This is a genomic window from Arthrobacter sp. B1805, assembly GCF_002929745.1.
Lineage (GTDB): Bacteria > Actinomycetota > Actinomycetes > Actinomycetales > Micrococcaceae > Arthrobacter_D.
Genome location: NZ_PJIQ01000012.1, coordinates 36,433 through 54,254, shown reverse-complemented (window position 1 = coordinate 54,254; position 17,822 = coordinate 36,433). Strand labels below are relative to the sequence as shown.

Here is a 17,822-nt window from a genome sequence, read left to right as displayed (position 1 = left end):
GTAATACCTGCCGCTGCCGGCCCCTCCAACTCTGCGGGCTTCCTCCCTGGGCGGATGACAGACGGGAATCATCGGTGCCCGCCGTGCATTGACACAGTCATGAAGACTTTTGTGCTCGGAGGGGGCTGTTTCTGGTGCCTCGATGCCCTTTACCAGAAAACCCGGGGGGTGACCGAGGTCGTATCCGGTTACACCGGCGGCCATACGAAGCATCCCGACTACGACTCCGTCTGCTCGGGCATCACGGGTCATGCGGAGGTTGTCGCGGTGACCTTCGACGAGACCGTCATTCCGGAGGACGTCATCCTGGACATGTACTTCGTATCGCATGACCCGACGACGCTGAACCGACAGGGATACGACGTCGGCACGCAGTACCGGAGCGTCATGTACTACCAGGACGCGGAGCAGAAGAGCCTCTTCGAGGAAGCCATCGCGCGCAACCAGGAGAACTGGAAGAACCCGATCGTCACCGAGGTCAGCCGCCTCCCCGAGTTCCACGTGGCGGAGGAATGGCATCAGAACTACTACGCGAAGCACCCGGAACAGGGCTACTGCCAGGTGATCATCAACCCGAAGCTGTCCAAGGCCAGGAAATATTACTCCCAGTGGCTTGCCGCGTAGGCGCATCAGCACCCAGCCGTTAAGCTGACCGCCGTCGGTGACGGGGTGGCTTCCATGCGCCCGCGGCCGACGTCATCCCGAACTTCCCGACTCCTCTGAACAGGCAGGCTCCGCATGGCAAAGATCTACGACGACGTCACCCAACTGGTGGGACGCACTCCCCTCGTCCGCCTCAACCGCCTCACCGAGGGTCTCGACGCCCAGGTCGCCGTCAAGTTGGAGTTCTACAACCCCGCGAACAGCGTGAAGGACCGCATCGGCGTCGCCATCATCGACGCGGCAGAGAAGGCCGGAGCCCTGCGTCCCGGCGGCACGATCGTCGAAGGAACCTCCGGGAACACCGGTATCGCCCTGGCCATGGTGGGCGCCGCACGCGGCTACAAGGTGATCCTCACGATGCCCGAGACGATGTCGACCGAGCGCCGTGTGATGTTGCGCGCGTACGGAGCGGAGATCGTCCTGACCCCGGGTTCCGAGGGCATGCGGGGCGCCGTCGAGCGGGCAAAGGAGATCGTCGCCACGACGGAGAACGCCATCTGGGCGCAGCAGTTCGCCAACGCGGCCAACCCTGCCATCCACCGCGCGACGACGGCCGAGGAGATCTGGGACGACACCGACGGAGCCGTCGACATCTTCGTCGCGGGTGTGGGTACCGGTGGTACCATCACCGGCGTCGGTCAGGTACTCAAGGAGCGCAAGCCCGGCGTCCAGATCGTCGTCGTCGAGCCCGCGGACTCCGCGATCCTCAACGGTGGTGCGCCCGGTCCCCACAAGATTCAGGGGCTCGGCGCGAACTTCGTACCGGAGAACCTCGACCGCACGGTCTACGACGAGGTACTCGACGCCACGGTCGAGGACTCGGTCCGGGTGGCTCGGGCGCTCGGCACGCAGGAGGGAATCCTCGGAGGGATCTCGTCCGGGGCGATCGTCTGGGCAGCGCTCGAGCTCGCGAAGCGACCCGAGAACGCCGGTAAGCTCATTGTGGCCGTCGTCTGCGACTTCGGCGAGCGGTACATCTCCACGGTGCTGTTCGACGACATCCGCGGCTGAACCGGGACGAGTGACCTCCAGACCGGTTCCGCACACCTCCACCACCCGATGAAAAGGTAGCCGTGAGTTTTCTGGAACGACTGCGCGAGGATCTCGAGACCGCGCGCGCCCACGACCCGGCTGCCCGTGGTTCGCTGGAGAACACGGTCGTCTACTCGGGGCTCCACGCCATCTGGGTGCACCGGCTGACCCACCGCATGTGGCGTCACGAGAAGCTGCGCTTTCCGGCACGTGTCCTGTCGCAACTGGCTCGCGCCCTCACCGGTGTCGAGATCCATCCGGCAGCCACCATCGGCCGCCGGTTCTTCATCGACCATGGCATGGGCATCGTGATCGGCGGTACCGCCGAGATCGGTGACGACGTCATGCTCTACCAGGGCGTGACCCTCGGAGGGCGGTCGCTCGAGAAGATCAAGCGCCATCCGACGATCGGCGACCGCGTGACGATCGGAGCCGGAGCCAAGGTCCTCGGTCCGATCACGATCGGGGCGGGAAGCGCTGTCGGTGCGAACGCGGTCGTCGTGAAGGACACGCCGCCGGATTCCATCGTCACCGGGATCCCTGCGACGTTCCGCCACCGCGATTCGCGCCGGGAGACGCAGCCCGCCGTCGATCCGGCGGAGTATGTGGATCCTGCCATCTACATCTGATGCGGGTCACGCGTAGCTAACGCATGACCGATCCTGACGCAGAACGAGGTAAGCCCCGGACAGCTGTCCGGGGCTTACCTCGTTATCGATCGACAGTGCGTCAGTGGGTGTCGACGGCCTCGATCTCGGACTTGTCCTCGCCCCAGAGCGTGTGGAACGTTCCGTCGGTGTCGACGCGGTTGTAGGTGTGGGCACCGAAGAGGTCACGCAGGCCCTGGGTGAGCGCGGCGGGAAGGCGTGTGCGGCGCAGTCCGTCGTAGTAGGCCAGCGATGCGGAGAAGACGGGCACGGGGATCCCCAGCTGGACGGCCGTGGCGACGACGCGGCGCCACGCCGGTACCGCGCCCGCGATCGCTTCCGCGAACGCGGGAGCGAGGAGGAGGTTAGCCGGACGGTCGTCACCGGCGTAGGCCTTCATGATGTCGTCGAGGAGCTCGGCGCGGATGATGCAACCGGCACGCCACAGCGACGCGATCTCGTCGAGCTTGAGTTCCCAGCCGTACTCCTTGGCGGCGGCCGTGAGCATGTCGATGCCCTGCGCGTAGCTGACGAGCTTGGACGCGTAGAGCGCGAGGCGGACGTCCTCGACGAAGGTCTCGGGCAGCTCGACCGTGCCCTCGTGGCCCTGCAGGATTTCCTGGGCCTGGAGGCGCTGCTCCAGCTGCGAGGACAACGCGCGGGCGAAGACAGACTCGGCGATACCCGACGTCGGGCTTCCCAGTTCGAGCGCCGAGACGACCGTCCAACGCCCGGTCCCCTTCTGCCCGGCCGCATCGACGACGACGTCGACGAAGGGCTTGCCGGTACGCCCGTCCGTGTGACCGAGCACCTCGGCGGTGATCTCGATCAGGAACGAGGACAGGGTGCCCGAGTTCCAGTCCGTGAAGATCTTCGCCTGCTCCGCCGGCTCGATCCCCGCACCGGAACGGAGGAGGTCGAAGGCCTCGCCGATGACCTGCATGTCGGCATACTCGATGCCGTTGTGCACCATCTTCACGAAGTGTCCGGCTCCATCCGTGCCGATCCAGCGGCAGCAGGGTTCGCCGTTGTACTTCGCGGAAATCTTCTCGAGCATCGGGCCGAGCGAATCGTAGGACTCGCGGGATCCACCGGGCATGATCGATGGGCCGAGGAGCGCGCCTTCCTCGCCACCGGAGACGCCGACGCCCACGAAGTGGAGGTCCTGCGCCGACAGGGCAGCTTCGCGGCGGCGGGTGTCCTCGTAGTGCGAGTTGCCGCCGTCGATCACGATGTCACCAGGTTCCAGCAGCGGCGTGAGCTGATCGATCACGGAATCCACGGGCTTGCCCGCCTTGACCATGATCAGCACGCGGCGGGGCTTCTCGAGGGAGTCGACGAGCTCCTGCAGGGTCTCCGTGCGGATGAACTCGCCGTCGCCGCCGTGCTTCTCCAGCAGCGCGTCCGTCTTCTCGACCGACCTGTTGTGCAAGGCCACCGTGTAACCGTTCCGGGCGAGGTTCCGGGCGAGATTCGCCCCCATGACTGCAAGGCCTGTGACGCCGATCTGTGCGCTCAATGTGTTTCCCGTCGTTTGTCAGCTGCATGCATAGCGCTGCATGTGCCGGTGCTCCGGGCGCGTCGCCGCGCGAGCCATCCGGTCGCTTTCACACTATTACCGTGGCAACACCCGCCGCCACACCACCCGCCCCACACGGCGTTATGTTTCATCGGTGCGGCACGGCGACGTGTCCGCACTAACAGACCGCGGACTGTGACGCTGGCGCCATCCGTGAAAGAATGATAAGGATGTCCGACGTTACGGTTACCCCCGCTACCCCAGCCCCCTCCTCCTCGCGCCCTCAGGTGCGCCCTGAAGTGGAGGGTGCCGAGCCGATCGTGGCGAGCGATGGGCGCCCGTTGCTGCAGTTCAAGTCGCCGCGCGTCAGTCAGCCACCCGTGCATCTGGCGGATCTCACGCTCGTCGAGCGGCAGGAGCGCCTGAAGGAACTGGGCCACCAGGGCTTTCGCGCGAAGCAGCTGTCGACCCACTACTTCTCCCACTTCACCACCGACCCCGCGGCGATGAGCGATCTTCCCAAGGCCGGTCGCGAGGAGCTGGTGGAGTCCATGTTCCCGCCGCTGCTCACCGAGGTGAAGCGCCTGACGACGGACAACGGGGACACGATCAAGTTCCTCTGGCGCCTCTTCGACGGGGCGCTCGTGGAATCGGTCCTGATGCGCTACCCGGGCCGCGTGACGCTCTGCGTCTCCTCGCAGGCCGGTTGCGGCATGAACTGCCCCTTCTGCGCCACCGGCCAGGCCGGCCTGACGCGCAACATGTCGACGGCGGAGATCGTCGACCAGGTCGTCGCGGCCAACCGCGCCCTCGCCGAGGGTGCCCTCGGCGACCTGCGCACGGATGGCGGGCACGACGCCGATCGCGTCACCAACATCGTGTTCATGGGTATGGGCGAGCCCTTGGCCAACTACAAGCGCGTGATGGCGGCGTTGCACCGGTTCGTCGACGACTCCCCGGAAGGTCTCGGCATGTCGGCACGCAACATCACGGTGTCCACCGTGGGCCTGGTACCGGCAATCAACAAGCTCGCGGCCGAGTCCCTGCCGGTGACCTTCGCACTGTCGCTCCACGCTCCCGACGACGAGCTCCGCGACGAGCTGATTCCCGTGAACACACGCTGGAAGGTCGATGAGGCCCTCGACGCGGCCTACAACTACTACCGCACCACCGGGCGTCGGGTGAGCATCGAGTACGCACTGATCAAGGACATGAACGATCACGCCTGGCGTGCCGACCTGCTCGCGAAGAAGCTCAACCAGCGCGGGCGCGGGTGGGTGCACGTCAACCCGATCCCGCTCAATCCGACCCCTGGTTCCATCTGGACCGCGTCGGAGAAGCATGTCTCGACCGAGTTCATCAATCGGCTGCGTGCTGCCGGGATCCCGACGACGCTGCGCGATACGCGCGGCAAGGAGATCGACGGCGCCTGCGGTCAGCTCGCAGCGGGCGAGTGAGGCCACACCGATCGGCACTCCAATCCAACCGGCACGGCCCCTCGATTGGCGCGGCACCCCGCCGAGCCGGTATAGTCGTCCCTCGTGATGGCGCCCGTCGAGCTGTAGCCGACGGAACGGCATCGCACGTTTCGGGTCTTTAGCTCAGCTGGTAGAGCGCCACGTTTACACCGTGGATGTCATCGGTTCGATCCCGGTAGGACCCACCACGGAACAGGCCGAGCCTCGCACTGCGGGGCTCGGCCTGTTCCTGTTTGTACCGCGTCCTGGTCGATGGCGTCCTGCACGGACTGTCCGGCGCGTGATCACCCCTCGAAGCTACCCGTGCGGCAGGTCCGGCAACCGGGCGGCGAGATAGGTCAGGGCCTCGGAGACCCCGACCTCGACCTTGAGCGATGCGAACTCGTCGCCGCGGGTCGGGCCACGATTGATGATGACCACCGGTTTGCCTGCCTTGGCCGCGTGCCGGACGAAGCGCAAACCGCTCATCACCGTCAGCGATGATCCGGCGACCAGCAGGGCGTCTGCCGCATCGACCATGGCATAGGCGTCGGCCACCCTGCTCTTCGGGACATTCTCGCCGAAATAGACGAAGTCGGGCTTGAGCATTCCTCCGCAGACCGGACACGGTGCCATCACGAAATCGCCCGTGTCATCGACATCGGCATCCGCGTCCGGTGCGACGTCACCGGCGTCGGACGCACGCTCGAGGTAGCCGGGATTCAGGTCCTCGAGGATCTCCGCGATGCGCGACCGAGGGAAGACCGACGCGCATTGCAGGCAAACCACCCGGTCGAAGGTCCCGTGCAGGTCGATGACGTTGACGCTCCAGGCGGACGAGTGGAGCCTGTCGACATTCTGCGTGATCAGGCCCGAGAGCAGGCCCCGCTGCTCCAGCAGGGCGACCGCCGCGTGGCCCGCGTTGGGATCGGCTCTGCGAAGGTGGCCCCATCCCACGTGGTTCCTGGCCCAGTAGCGGCGCCGCAGATTCTCATCGCCGACGAATTGCTGGTAGGTCATCGGGTTGCGCGGCACAGACTGAGGCCCTCGATAGTCCGGAATGCCGGAGTCGGTACTCAGTCCCGCTCCGGTCAGCACCGCAAGACGCAGCCCGGCCAGCAGCTCGACTGCCTGATCGAGGAGTTCCTGCTCCCGGACCGCCATCGGGGCGAGATCGGATGCCGGGGTCCCACTGACGAAACCGGTCAGTCCGAGCTGCGGGTTCAACTCCGGACCCGGGAGGTCGTTCCCGCTCGCCCCGCCGTCACCCTGGGCGCTCACAGGGCCGCTTCGACGGCACCCAGCGTCCGTGCGTAATCGCCGATCGGTCGGCCTTGCCCGTGGGGCGAGGAAATGACCGCCCGCACGGTGCCCCCGCCGTCCAGGACATAACTGACACGTTCGGCGAAGCCCTGGGCGTCGTCGAACGCGCCGTAAGCCCGCGTCACGGCGCCGTGGGGCCAGAAGTCGGCGAGGAGATCGAATGAGATGTCATTGGCATCCGCGAAGGCGCGCAACGTGTACTTGTGGTCGACGGAGACTGCCACGAGGGTCACGCCCGCGGCGTCGAACAGGTCGAGGTTGTCCCGCAACTGACCGAGCTCGTCGGTGCATACCCGCGAGAAGGCGAAGGGGAAGAACACGACGACAGCTCCCCCGCTGAGCGAAGAGCTCTCGACGGTCTCACCGAACTGGTTCGCGAGGGCGAACCCGGGTGCGACGGACCCCACCTCCAGCGGCAAGGCCTACTGCTTCCGTCGACTGACGAGCCGGGTCGCGGCCCATTCCTTCGAGACGCCGGCGGACGACGTCGAGTGCAGGCCAGCCGTCGGAGCAGCTTCCTGGACATCTGCCGGAGCGACGTAGCCCGGGCGTCCTGACTTCGGCGTGAGCAGCCAGACCACACCACCGGCTCCGAGTGAGGTCAGCGCGTCGACCAGTGCGTCGACCAGGTCTCCGTCGCCACTGCGCCACCAGAGAATCACGCCGTCGACGACGTCCTGGTCATCTTCCGTGAGCAGTTCGGACCCTATGCCGTCCTCCAGGTTCTCCCGGAAGTCGAAATCGACGTCGTCGTCGTCGTAACCGAGTTCCTGAACAAGGTCTCCATTCTTGAAACCCAACTTGCCTGCCACGTTGACCGCAGTGGCGGCTTCAGCCTCGCTCACTTAGCTCCTCCTGGAAAAACGGGACTGTCGCCTGACGGGCCCTCGTATGGAAATACATTGCTACCAGCCAACACCTTTATACGCCAAGCATCAAGCCAGTCGGGCGATTGAGGGGCCCGGGATGCATCGGTCTCCCACCGAGAGCGGGAGGGGTTGTGTGCAAGCCCTCGGCGTAATCTGTCGGACGGCCCCGATCCCGCTACGCATCGAAGGCGCGGCGGCGATAGAGTGAATCGGTATATGGCCCCGGTTCCTACACCGATCGGCCGAGCATGTATCCCTGCGCGTGCCCACACGAGCCGCGCGCAGGCATAAAGCGACACAGACAAGATCTGTGGAAGTGGAGAGATATCGCGTGGCTGCAGAACAAGGTACGGCGGATATTCTGAGCGGTCTGACCGTCGGCAAGCCCGACGGCGATCCCGAAGAGACCGCGGAGTGGATCGAATCCCTCGACCAGCTGATTCGCACCCAGGGCACCGAGCGCGCGCAGTACATTATGCGTTCGCTCCTCCAGCGTGCCGGTGCACAGTCCGTGGGCGTGCCCATGGTCACCACGACGGATTACGTCAACACCATCCCTGCCGACCAGGAACCGGAGTTCCCGGGCGACGAGGAGATCGAGCGGAAGTACCGCGCATGGATGCGCTGGAACGCCGCTGTCATGGTGCATCGCGCACAGCGCCCCGAGATCGGTGTCGGTGGCCATATCTCCACCTACGCCGGTGCGGCCACGCTCTACGAGGTCGGCTTCAACCACTTCTTCAAGGGCAAGGACCACCCCAGCGGCGGCGACCAGGTGTTCTTCCAGGGGCACGCGTCCCCTGGGATGTACGCGCGCGCCTACCTCGAGGGGCGCCTCACCGAAGAGGACCTCGACGGGTTCCGCCAGGAGAAGTCGAAGGAGGGCCACGCGCTCTCCTCCTACCCGCACCCGCGCCTGATGCCCGATTTCTGGGAATTCCCGACCGTGTCGATGGGCATCGGTCCCATGAACGCGATCTACCAGGCGCAGTCCAACCGCTACCTGCACAACCGCGGGATGAAGGACACGTCCGAGCAGCAGGTGTGGGCCTTCCTCGGCGACGGTGAGATGGACGAGCCCGAGTCCCGTGGCCTTCTCCAGCTCGCCGCGAACGAGAAGCTGGACAACCTGAACTTCGTCATCAACTGCAACCTGCAGCGCCTCGACGGACCGGTCCGCGGCAACGGCAAGATCATGCAGGAGCTCGAGGCGTTCTTCCGCGGTGCCGGCTGGAACGTCATCAAGGTCGTCTGGGGACGTGAGTGGGATTCGCTGCTCGCCAAGGACGACGGCGCGCTCGTCGACATCATGAACCAGACGCCGGACGGCGACTACCAGACGTACAAGGCCGAGTCCGGTGGCTTCGTGCGCGACCACTTCTTCGGCAAGTCCCCCGCGACCAAGGCCATGGTCGAGGACCTCTCCGACGCCGAGATCTGGAACCTCAAGCGCGGCGGCCACGACTACCGCAAGGTCTACGCGGCCTACAAGGCTGCGACGGAGTTCAAGGGCAAGCCGACGGTCATCCTCGCCAAGACTGTCAAGGGTTACGGTCTGGGTCCGCACTTCGAGGGCCGCAATGCGACCCACCAGATGAAGAAGCTGACGAACGCCGACCTCAAGGCGTTCCGCGACCACCTGCGCATCCCCGTCACCGACGAGCAGATCGACGACGACCTCTACAACGCGCCGTACTACCACCCGGGTGCCGACGCTCCCGAGATCAAGTACCTGCTCGAGCGTCGCCGCGAACTGGGTGGCTTCGTCCCCGAACGGCGGACGAAGCACGCCGACGTCGTCCTGCCGGGGGACAAGGCGTACGAGACGGCCAAGCGCGGCTCCGGCAAGCAGATGGCCGCCACGACGATGGCTTTCGTCCGCATCCTGAAGGACCTGATGCGGGACAAGGAATTTGGCAAGCGCATCGCGCCGATCATCCCTGACGAGGCACGGACCTTCGGCATGGATGCGTTCTTCCCGACCGCCAAGATCTACAACCCCAACGGGCAGAACTACCTGTCGGTGGATCGCGATCTCGTCCTGGCGTACAAGGAGTCGATCGAGGGCCAGATCCTGCACGCGGGCATCAATGAGGCTGGGTCGATGGCAGCCTTCACGGCAGCCGGTACCGCCTATGCCACGCAGGGCCAGCCGCTCATCCCGATCTACGTGTTCTACTCGATGTTCGGTTTCCAGCGGACGGGTGACTCGATCTGGGCCGCCGCGGACCAGATGGCACGTGGTTTCATCATCGGAGCCACCGCCGGACGCACAACGCTGACGGGCGAAGGCCTGCAGCACGCGGACGGGCACTCACCGATCCTCGCGTCGACGAATCCCGCAGTGGTCACCTACGATCCCGCATTCGGCTATGAGATCGGGCACATCGTGCGTGACGGCCTCAACAGGATGTACGGGGACATCGGCGACAAGCCGGAGTCCTTCCGCAACGTCATGTACTACCTCACGGTCTACAACGAGCCGTTCGTACAGCCTGCCGAGCCGGAGGAACTGGATCTTGACGGCCTGCTGAAGGGGATCTACCTCCTGAAGCCCGCGAAGGTGGACGGTCCCCGGACGCAACTGCTCGCGTCGGGTGTCGCCGTGCCGTGGGCCCTCGAGGCCCAGAAGATCCTCGCGAAGGACTGGGGAGTCTCGGCCGATGTCTGGTCGGTGACCTCCTGGAACGAGCTGCGCCGCGACGGCCTGGAGGCCGAGGAGGAAGCCTTCCTCAACCCGGGAGCAGACGCGCGGAAGCCCTTCATCACGCAGCAGCTCGAAGGTGCGACCGGGCCGATCGTCGCGGTGTCGGACTTCATGAAAGCCGTGCCCGACCAGATCCGCCAGTTCCTGCCGAACGAGTTCGCGACCCTCGGTGCGGACGGCTTCGGGTTCTCCGACACGCGAGCGGCCGCTCGTAGGTTCTTCAAGATCGACAGCCACTCGGTCGTCGTCCGGGCGCTCGAGATGCTCGCGCGCAGGGGCGAGGTCGACGCGAACGCGCCGAAGGAAGCCATCGAGCGGTACCGCCTGCTGGACGTGAACGCCGGAACGACCGGCAACGCCGGCGGCGACTCCTAGGACCTGAGCGGGTCCCCGAGGGGCGACGGCGGAGCAGCTTCGGTGCTGCTCCGCCGTCGCCCCTTTTTGTAGCCTTCTCACAAATGGGAGCACGTGGCGCAAAGCCGTATGCTCAAAGGATGCCGCAGCCCAAAGAAGTATCCGGTAGCGCCCCGGACCGAGGCGGAGCGACGAATGCAGGCTCCTCTCCCCCGGATCCGGCGACGGTCGACAAGCTGCGGGCGACAATCGGTTCGCTGTCCACGGCGACCCTCAAGCAACTCGACGCAGACCTGCCGTGGTACCGGGGACTCCGACCGGACGAGCGCTCCGCCCTCGGCTTGGTCGCGCAGAAGGGCATCGCGTCCTTCGTCAACTGGTACCAGAAGCCGGTATCACCGGCCTGGGTGCTCAGCGACGTCTTCGGGACCGCACCGACGGAACTCACCCGCTCCATCAGCCTTCAGAAGGCCCTGCAACTCATCCGCGTCGTGGTGCAGGTCGTGGAGGACCATGTGCCCTTCCTCGCTCCCGCCGCCGACCAGGCTCCCCTCCGGGAAGCGGTCCTGCGCTACTCGCGCGAGGTGGCGTTCGCCGCGGCGGACGTCTATGCGCGCGCTGCCGAGACCAGGGGCTCCTGGGATACGCGGCTCGAAGCGCTCGTCGTCGATGCCATCCTCCGCGGTGAGAGCTCCGATGCCCTGCGTTCGCGCATCGCCGCCGTCGGGTGGAAGTCCCAGGCGCGCATCACCGTCATGGTCGGCAGTGCTCCCCCCGAACCCAACGCCGGTTTCCTCAACGAACTCCGCCGCGTCACGGGTCGGTTCGCCGAGGATGTCCTCGTCGGCATCCAGGGCGAGCGGCTCATCCTGGTGCTGGGCGGCGTGAAGGACGCAGCGAAGGCGTACCCCCGCATCAGCGAACTCTTCGGCGACGGAGCCGTCGTGTTCGGGCCCGAAGCGGAATCCCTCGTCGAAGCCAGCAGTTCGGCGCAGGCCGCATTCGCCGGCCTCACGGCGGCCCGGGCCTGGCCTGCGGCACCACGTCCCGTCTCCTCGGAGGACCTCTGGCCGGAGCGCGTCGTGTCGGGTGACGAGACAGCACGCCGCGCGCTCGTGCGGAACATCTACCGGCCGCTTGTCGCGGCATCGAACGGTCTCGAGCAGACCCTGTCCGCCTACCTCACCCTCGGGCACTCACTGGAAGCGACCTCACGCTCCCTCTTCGTCCACGCCAATACGGTGCGGTACCGCCTGCGGCGCGTCTGCGACGTGACCGGCTGGGATCCCCTCATCCCCCGGGAGGCGTACGTGCTGCAGACCGCACTCGTCGTTGGGCGCCTGTCCGCACCAACCGTGCCCCTCGTGCCCCCGTCAGGCGGATCAACCCCCGGCTCAGGGCGCGCCGTCCGCTCGGGAGCGACCGACAAGGCCGCTCCCGCCGCCTCCGCTCGCTCGTCCAGCTTGTAGACTTCCTACAAAGGCACACTGCGAGCTTGGTTCAGCCGAACACCCGATAATGCCCCACCACTTTGGAAAGCTGGAAGAGTGCTTGCAATTGCCTGCCCGGGACAGGGCTCACAGACTCCGGGTTTCCTGAACCCATGGCTCGATCTCCCGGGAGTCCGAGGCCATCTCGAGCAGCTCAGTGACCGTGCCGGCACGGACCTGATCCGGCACGGCACCGTCTCCGACGAGGACACCATCAAGGACACCGCCGTCGCCCAGCCGCTCATCGTCGCCGCCGGCATCGTGACGGCCCGACTGCTGCTGACCAACCACACGCTGACCGCGGCGACGGTTCTCGCCGGTCACTCCGTCGGGGAGATCACCGCGTCAGCAGTCGCCGGAGCCCTCAGCGAGGAGGATGCAGTCGCCCTGGTCCGCGTCCGCGCCAACGCGATGGCCGAGGCAGCCGGCGCGACCCCGACCGGCATGAGCGCCGTTCTCGGCGGCGACCCGGAGGAAGTCGCAGCGCGGCTGGCCGACCTGGGGCTCACGGCCGCGAACGCCAATGGGGGCGGGCAGGTCGTAGCAGCCGGAACCCTGGACCAGCTCGCCGCCCTCGCCGACGAACCGCCGGCCAAGGCCCGCGTGATCGCACTGAAGGTCGCCGGAGCCTTCCACACCAGCCACATGGCTCCTGCGGTCACTGCACTCGAGCAGTTGCGGCCTCTGCTGACGCCGGCGGATCCCCTTGCCACCCTGATCTCCAACTACGACGGCAACCCGGTCGCTACCGGCGACGGTAATCTCGACAGCCTCATTGCGCAGGTGTCACGTCCGGTGCGGTGGGATCTGTGCATGGAATCCATGCAGGGCATGGGCGTCACCGGCATGATCGAACTGTCTCCCGCAGGGACCCTGACCGGTCTCGCGAAGCGCGGAATGCGCGGTACGGCTACCTTCGCCGTAAAATCGCCGGAGGACCTGGACGCCGCCCGCAGCTTCATCGAAGACCACACGCGGACCACGGACCTCGATCCGTCCCTTAGACCTGAAGGACCCCAGTGAGCATCACCGCCATCAAGCAAGCGCCCCTCCGCGAGCACACCCGCCTCCTCGGCGTCGGCGCCTACCGGCCGGAGATCATCGTCACCAACGACGACGTGTGCCAGTGGATCGACTCGTCGGACGAGTGGATCCGGCAGCGCACCGGCATCGTCACGCGCCACCGGGCTCCCCGCGACGTCAGTGTCATCGACATGGCGGAGGCAGCCTCCCGGGAAGCACTCGCCGCCGCCGGCATCGACGCATCCCAGCTCGGCGCGGTCCTCGTCTCGACCGTGACGCACCCCTACGCGACACCGTCCGCGGCCGCGCAGCTGACGGACCGCCTCGGTGCGACTCCGGCGCCGGCCTTCGACATCTCCGCGGCATGTGCCGGCTACTGCTACGGCATTGCACAGGGCGACGCCCTGGTGCATGCAGGGACGGCCGAGTACGTGCTGGTCGTCGGCGTGGAAAAGCTGTCGGACTTCATCGACAACTCCGACCGGACCATCTCGTTCCTTCTCGGCGACGGCGCCGGTGCCGTCGTCATCGGGCCTGGCGACACTCCCGGAATCGGCCCTTCGGTCTGGGGTTCGGATGGCAGCAAGCACGAGTCGATCCGCATGACGCGCTCGCTCACCGATGTCCGTGACTACGCGCTCGGCGCCGTCGCGACGGATACTGAACGCGACGAAGACATCGACGCCGGCCGCGAGAGCCTCTGGCCGACCATGCGCCAGGACGGGCCGACCGTCTTCCGCTGGGCCGTATGGGAGATGGCGAAAGTCGCGCAGCGGGCACTGGACGAAGCGGGTGTGACAGCCGATGATCTGGCCGTCTTCCTTCCCCATCAGGCCAACATCCGTATCATCGATGAGATGGTGAAGCAGTTGAAACTGCCCGAGCACGTCCACGTCGCGCGGGACATCGTCGACGCCGGCAACACCTCGGCTGCTTCGATTCCCCTGGCCATGCATCGCACACTCAAGGAACAGCCTGAACTCAGCGGCAAGCTCGCGCTGCAGATCGGTTTCGGCGCCGGCCTCGTCTTCGGGGCGCAGGTCGTGATCCTTCCGTAGTTTTCAAGCCCAGACCGCGCACAGTGCGGTTTGACCATCCCCGCCGGCACACCGGCAAGAACAGAAAAGGAGCCACCATGGCTAGCAATGAAGAGATCCTGTCCGGTCTGGCCGAGATCGTGAACGAGGAGACGGGCCTCGCGCCCGAGTCGGTCGAGATGGACAAGTCCTTCACCGACGACCTGGACATCGACTCCATCTCGATGATGACCATCGTCGTCAACGCGGAGGAGAAGTTCGGCGTTCGCATCCCCGACGAAGAGGTCAAGAACCTGAAGACCGTCGGCGACGCCGTCAACTTCATCTCGGGCGCGCAGGCCTAGTTCCAGACCCTCCCAGCGCTGCGGCCGCTCCCGGTGTCACCGCCGTGGGCGGCCGTACTCGTCATCTCCCTGCCCCGGCGCTGCCGGCGCACGCCACAGCTTTGAAAGAGTGACCATGCCACGCAAAGTCGTCATCACCGGACTCGGTGCAACCACCCCGATTGGCGGGGACGTTCCCACCATGTGGGCCAACTCCCTCAAGGGCGTATCGGGCGCACGGACGATCGAGGCCGACTGGGTGCAGAAGTACGAGCTGCCCGTGACCTTCGCCGCCCAGATCGCAACCCCGGCCGCGGAGGTCCTCTCCCGCGTCGAGGCGAAGCGCATGGACCCGTCGACGCAGTTCGCCGTGGTCGCTTCCCGGGAGGCCTGGCGTGACTCCGGTATCGAGGAGGTCGACAAGGACCGCCTAGCGGTGGCGTTCGCTACCGGAATCGGCGGGGTGTGGACCCTGCTCGACGCATGGGACGTCCTGCGCGAGAAGGGACCCCGGCGTGTCCTCCCCATGACCGTTCCGATGCTGATGCCGAACGGACCCGCGGCGGCGGTGAGCCTGGATCTGGGCGCACGCGCGGGGGCGCATACACCAGTATCGGCCTGTGCCTCCGGCACCGAAGCGCTGCATCAGGGACTCGAGCTGATTCGCTCCGGCAAGGCCGACGTCGTCGTGTGCGGTGGCGCCGAGGCCGCAATCCATCCGATGCCCATCGCGGCCTTCGCTGCCATGCAGGCATTGTCGCGGCGCAACGACGAGCCCGAACTCGCATCGCGCCCGTATGACACCAACCGCGACGGGTTCGTCATGGGCGAGGGAGCCGGCGCCCTCGTCATCGAGGCCGAGGAGCACGCCCTCGCCCGCGGTGCACGTATCTACGCCGAGCTGGGTGGCACCTCCGTCACTGCCGACGCCTACCACATCACAGCGCCGGACCCCGAAGGCCTCGGAGCCACACGTGCATTGAAGGCCGCGCTCTTCGACGCGCGGGCCCAGGCGGAGGACGTCGTGCACGTCAACGCGCACGCGACGTCGACACCCGTGGGTGACAAGCCCGAGTACACCGCTCTGAAAGCTGCACTGGGGTCCCATGTCGAACAGGTAGCCGTGTCGGCCACCAAGTCCCAGACAGGTCACCTCCTGGGAGCGTCCGGAGCCGTGGAGGCCGTCATGACGGTGCTTGCCATCTACGACCGGAAGGTCCCCGTCACGATCAACCTCGACAACCAGGATCCCGAGATTCCGCTGGATGTGGTCACCTCGCCCAGGGAACTGCCTCAGGGCGACATCGTCGCACTGAGCAACTCGTTCGGGTTCGGCGGCCACAACGCCGTCATCGTGCTTCGCAGCGTCTGAATAGCCCGCCGACCCCGGATACGCGAGAGGCGCCACCGATTGGTGGCGCCTCTCGCGTATAGGGTTACCAGCCGATCCGCTTGATCCCTGCATCGCGAGTACCCCGCCATGGAACGGGATCATCAGGTGCAACTCTTGTGGGGTTTTCAGCCCACCTGGTGGAGCCAGCGAACGGGAGCACCCTCGGCGGCATGCCGGAAGGGTTCGAGCTCCTCGTCCCACGACTCCCCCAGCGCGAGGGACAACTCGTGGTAGACCGCGGCCGGGTCGCCGGCACCCGTCTCGTAGGCATAACGGATGCGGTCCTCGGTCACCATGATGTTGCCGTGCACGTCCGTCGTGGCGTGGAAGATGCCCAGCTCGGGCGTGTGCGACCACCGGCCGCCGTCTGCTCCGGCGCTCTGCTCCTCGGTGACCTCGTAGCGGAGGTGCGCCCAGCCCCGGAGGGCAGAAGCAAGCTGCGCCCCTGAACCCTGCGGTCCTATCCACGACAGCTCCGCACGCAACATTCCGGGCGCGGCGGGCTGCGCCGTCCACTCCATGTCGATGCGCTTGTCCAGCACAGAACCGATGGCCCACTCGACATGAGGGCACAACGCAGAAGGGGCTGAGTGCACGTATAGGACACCGCGCGCCATCACAACAGACATTCCATCCTCCATAGCTGTAGGTACGTCTTCCCCAACGACCTTCTATGGCTGATGACACTGCGACGAATCGACGGAACCTCCACGAGACCTACCCGCACGCACGGCGCGGGCTCCCTGTGACTATTGCCCATTGTGCCCGAGAAGGGGAAATTCCGCCACTGTAACTACTGCAGTGCTATTCAGCGCTTCGCGGCCAGCGTTCGTGAAGGATCCGAAGCACCTCAGGCCCTGGGGTGCGCCTGCTCGTAGCTGCGCCGGAGACGATCGACGGAGACATGGGTATACAGCTGGGTGGTTGCCAGGCTCGAGTGTCCGAGGAGCTCCTGTACCGCCCGGAGGTCGGCCCCTCCGTCCAGAAGGTGGGTCGCGGCACTGTGCCGTAGCGCGTGCGGGCCGCGCGCCGCGGTGTCACCGAGGCTCTCCAGCGCTCCCTTCACCTGGGTTCGGACAGCACGCTGGTCGATCCGCCCGCCGCGGCGTCCCAGAAACAGCGCAGGACCGCTCTTCTCCGTCCACCATTGCGTCCGGCCGCGCCTCAGCCAGTCATCGAGAGCATATCCCGCTGGAGTGCCGTAAGGGACCGTGCGCTCCTTCGAGCCCTTACCCAGCACCACGAGCGTTCTTCGCTCGGTGTCCACATCGTCCACGTCAAGTCCGACGAGTTCACCGACGCGGATTCCTGTCCCGTACAGGAGTTCGAGCATCGCGCGTCGCTGCAGCAGGTGCGGGTCGCCCTGCTCGGCGTGGTCGTTCATCCCGTCGAGCAACGAGGCCGCCTGCTGGTGAGTCAGCACCGTCGGCAGGCTGCCGTGTCGTCTCGGGGACCGCAACCGGACAGCGGGATTGGCAGAGACGAGTTCCTCGCGGACAGCCCAATCCATGAAGCTCCGTATCGAAGCGGCTCGCCGAGCGATGGTGGAACGGGAAAGCCCTGCCCCGTCGAGTGCACCCAGCCAGGAGCGGAAGTGGTACAGCTCGAGCTGTCCCACCTCGGATACCCCTGCCTGGGCAGCATGCGAGAGGAAGAGTTCAAGATCCTTCCGGTATGCCCTGACAGTGTGCGTGGAGCGATTGCGCTCCCGCACCAGATAGTCCTCGAACTCCTGGATGGTTCGGGAGAGACCAGCAACCAGAGGAGCACTGCCTTCTGTCATCTCCGCCTTCCCCGCCAGCAACCACTGGCAAGCCAGCATAACCCGGACCTCACACTGAAACGGGGATCAACTGCGTGTTATCCGAGTACCTGTGAAGGCCCGGCTACGCTCCGGCGCAAACGCCTCGGTGCCGGTTGCATGACCGGTACGCCCTCGGCGTTATCCGGGATCGGTGCTGAAGCCTCCGAACTGCCGGTACGCA

16 protein-coding genes and 1 tRNA gene are annotated in these 17,822 nt (G+C 66.2%); 11 read left to right on the top strand and 6 right to left on the bottom strand.

Annotated features, from left to right (window positions below; genetic code table 11):
- The first annotated feature begins 99 nt into the window (after window positions 1-99).
- From msrA to epsC, 3 genes are all read left to right on the top strand, one after another.
- On the top strand, window positions 100-624 hold the full coding sequence (gene msrA, locus CXQ96_RS13405) for a peptide-methionine (S)-S-oxide reductase MsrA (protein WP_104118521.1): 525 nt from the start codon (window positions 100-102) through the stop codon (window positions 622-624).
- Window positions 625-738: 114 nt separating this feature from the next.
- The gene (cysK, locus tag CXQ96_RS13400) at window positions 739-1,674 is read left to right on the top strand and encodes a cysteine synthase A (RefSeq protein ID WP_104118520.1); all 936 of its coding nucleotides are present in this window, start codon (window positions 739-741) and stop codon (window positions 1,672-1,674) included.
- Between the two features lie 62 nt (window positions 1,675-1,736).
- On the top strand, window positions 1,737-2,324 hold the full coding sequence (gene epsC / locus CXQ96_RS13395) for a serine O-acetyltransferase EpsC (RefSeq protein WP_104118519.1): 588 nt from the start codon (window positions 1,737-1,739) through the stop codon (window positions 2,322-2,324).
- Window positions 2,325-2,424: 100 nt separating this feature from the next.
- Here epsC and gndA read toward each other — a convergent pair whose 3' ends face one another.
- Complete coding sequence (gene gndA / locus CXQ96_RS13390; RefSeq protein WP_104118518.1) at window positions 2,425-3,861, bottom strand: NADP-dependent phosphogluconate dehydrogenase; 1,437 nt, start codon at window positions 3,859-3,861, stop codon at window positions 2,425-2,427.
- A gap of 230 nt (window positions 3,862-4,091) precedes the next feature.
- Between gndA and rlmN the strand changes: the two genes are divergently transcribed.
- On the top strand, window positions 4,092-5,318 hold the full coding sequence (gene rlmN, locus CXQ96_RS13385; protein ID WP_258059120.1) for a 23S rRNA (adenine(2503)-C(2))-methyltransferase RlmN: 1,227 nt from the start codon (window positions 4,092-4,094) through the stop codon (window positions 5,316-5,318).
- A 133-nt stretch (window positions 5,319-5,451) separates the two neighbouring features.
- Window positions 5,452-5,527: transfer RNA gene (locus tag CXQ96_RS13380), tRNA-Val, on the top strand.
- A gap of 109 nt (window positions 5,528-5,636) precedes the next feature.
- On the opposite strand, the gene CXQ96_RS13375 is transcribed toward CXQ96_RS13380, so the two are convergent.
- The 3 genes from CXQ96_RS13375 to CXQ96_RS13365 all read right to left on the bottom strand — a co-directional run bounded on the left by CXQ96_RS13375 (window position 5,637) and on the right by CXQ96_RS13365 (window position 7,486).
- Window positions 5,637-6,482, bottom strand: a complete 846-nt coding sequence (locus tag CXQ96_RS13375) for an NAD-dependent protein deacetylase (protein ID WP_104118570.1) — start codon at window positions 6,480-6,482, stop codon at window positions 5,637-5,639.
- Window positions 6,483-6,595: 113 nt separating this feature from the next.
- Entirely contained in the window at window positions 6,596-7,060 is a 465-nt protein-coding gene (locus tag CXQ96_RS13370; RefSeq protein WP_104118516.1) for a redoxin domain-containing protein, read from the bottom strand.
- A 3-nt stretch (window positions 7,061-7,063) separates the two neighbouring features.
- Entirely contained in the window at window positions 7,064-7,486 is a 423-nt protein-coding gene (locus tag CXQ96_RS13365; RefSeq protein ID WP_104118515.1) for a DUF3052 domain-containing protein, read from the bottom strand.
- Between the two features lie 355 nt (window positions 7,487-7,841).
- Here CXQ96_RS13365 and aceE point away from each other — a divergent pair, with 355 nt between their 5' ends.
- The 6 genes from aceE (at window position 7,842) to fabF (ending at window position 15,816) form a co-directional block, all read left to right on the top strand.
- Window positions 7,842-10,592 carry a pyruvate dehydrogenase (acetyl-transferring), homodimeric type gene (gene aceE / locus CXQ96_RS13360; protein WP_104118514.1) on the top strand — a complete coding sequence of 917 codons (2,751 nt, stop codon included), beginning with the start codon at window positions 7,842-7,844 and terminating at the stop codon, window positions 10,590-10,592.
- Window positions 10,593-10,711: 119 nt separating this feature from the next.
- Window positions 10,712-12,040 (top strand): CdaR family transcriptional regulator, encoded by a 1,329-nt coding sequence (locus CXQ96_RS13355; RefSeq protein ID WP_104118513.1) that lies wholly within the window; start codon window positions 10,712-10,714, stop codon window positions 12,038-12,040.
- Between the two features lie 78 nt (window positions 12,041-12,118).
- The gene (locus CXQ96_RS13350) at window positions 12,119-13,084 is read left to right on the top strand and encodes an ACP S-malonyltransferase (RefSeq protein WP_104118512.1); all 966 of its coding nucleotides are present in this window, start codon (window positions 12,119-12,121) and stop codon (window positions 13,082-13,084) included.
- Window positions 13,081-14,142, top strand: a complete 1,062-nt coding sequence (locus tag CXQ96_RS13345; RefSeq protein WP_104118511.1) for a beta-ketoacyl-ACP synthase III — start codon at window positions 13,081-13,083, stop codon at window positions 14,140-14,142. Before CXQ96_RS13350 ends, CXQ96_RS13345 begins: the two co-directional genes overlap by 4 nt.
- Window positions 14,143-14,219: 77 nt before the next feature.
- Window positions 14,220-14,465, top strand: coding sequence for an acyl carrier protein (locus CXQ96_RS13340; RefSeq protein ID WP_104118510.1), 246 nt, complete (start codon window positions 14,220-14,222; stop codon window positions 14,463-14,465).
- Between the two features lie 115 nt (window positions 14,466-14,580).
- Window positions 14,581-15,816, top strand: coding sequence for a beta-ketoacyl-ACP synthase II (fabF, locus tag CXQ96_RS13335; RefSeq protein WP_104118509.1), 1,236 nt, complete (start codon window positions 14,581-14,583; stop codon window positions 15,814-15,816).
- 146 nt (window positions 15,817-15,962) lie between these two features.
- Here fabF and CXQ96_RS13330 read toward each other — a convergent pair whose 3' ends face one another.
- Together CXQ96_RS13330 and CXQ96_RS13325 are read right to left on the bottom strand one after the other, a co-directional pair.
- The gene (locus tag CXQ96_RS13330; protein ID WP_104118508.1) at window positions 15,963-16,466 is read right to left on the bottom strand and encodes a DUF3145 domain-containing protein; all 504 of its coding nucleotides are present in this window, start codon (window positions 16,464-16,466) and stop codon (window positions 15,963-15,965) included.
- A gap of 221 nt (window positions 16,467-16,687) precedes the next feature.
- Window positions 16,688-17,620, bottom strand: a complete 933-nt coding sequence (locus CXQ96_RS13325; RefSeq protein WP_104118507.1) for a tyrosine recombinase XerC — start codon at window positions 17,618-17,620, stop codon at window positions 16,688-16,690.
- Between the last annotated feature and the right edge of the window lie 202 nt (window positions 17,621-17,822).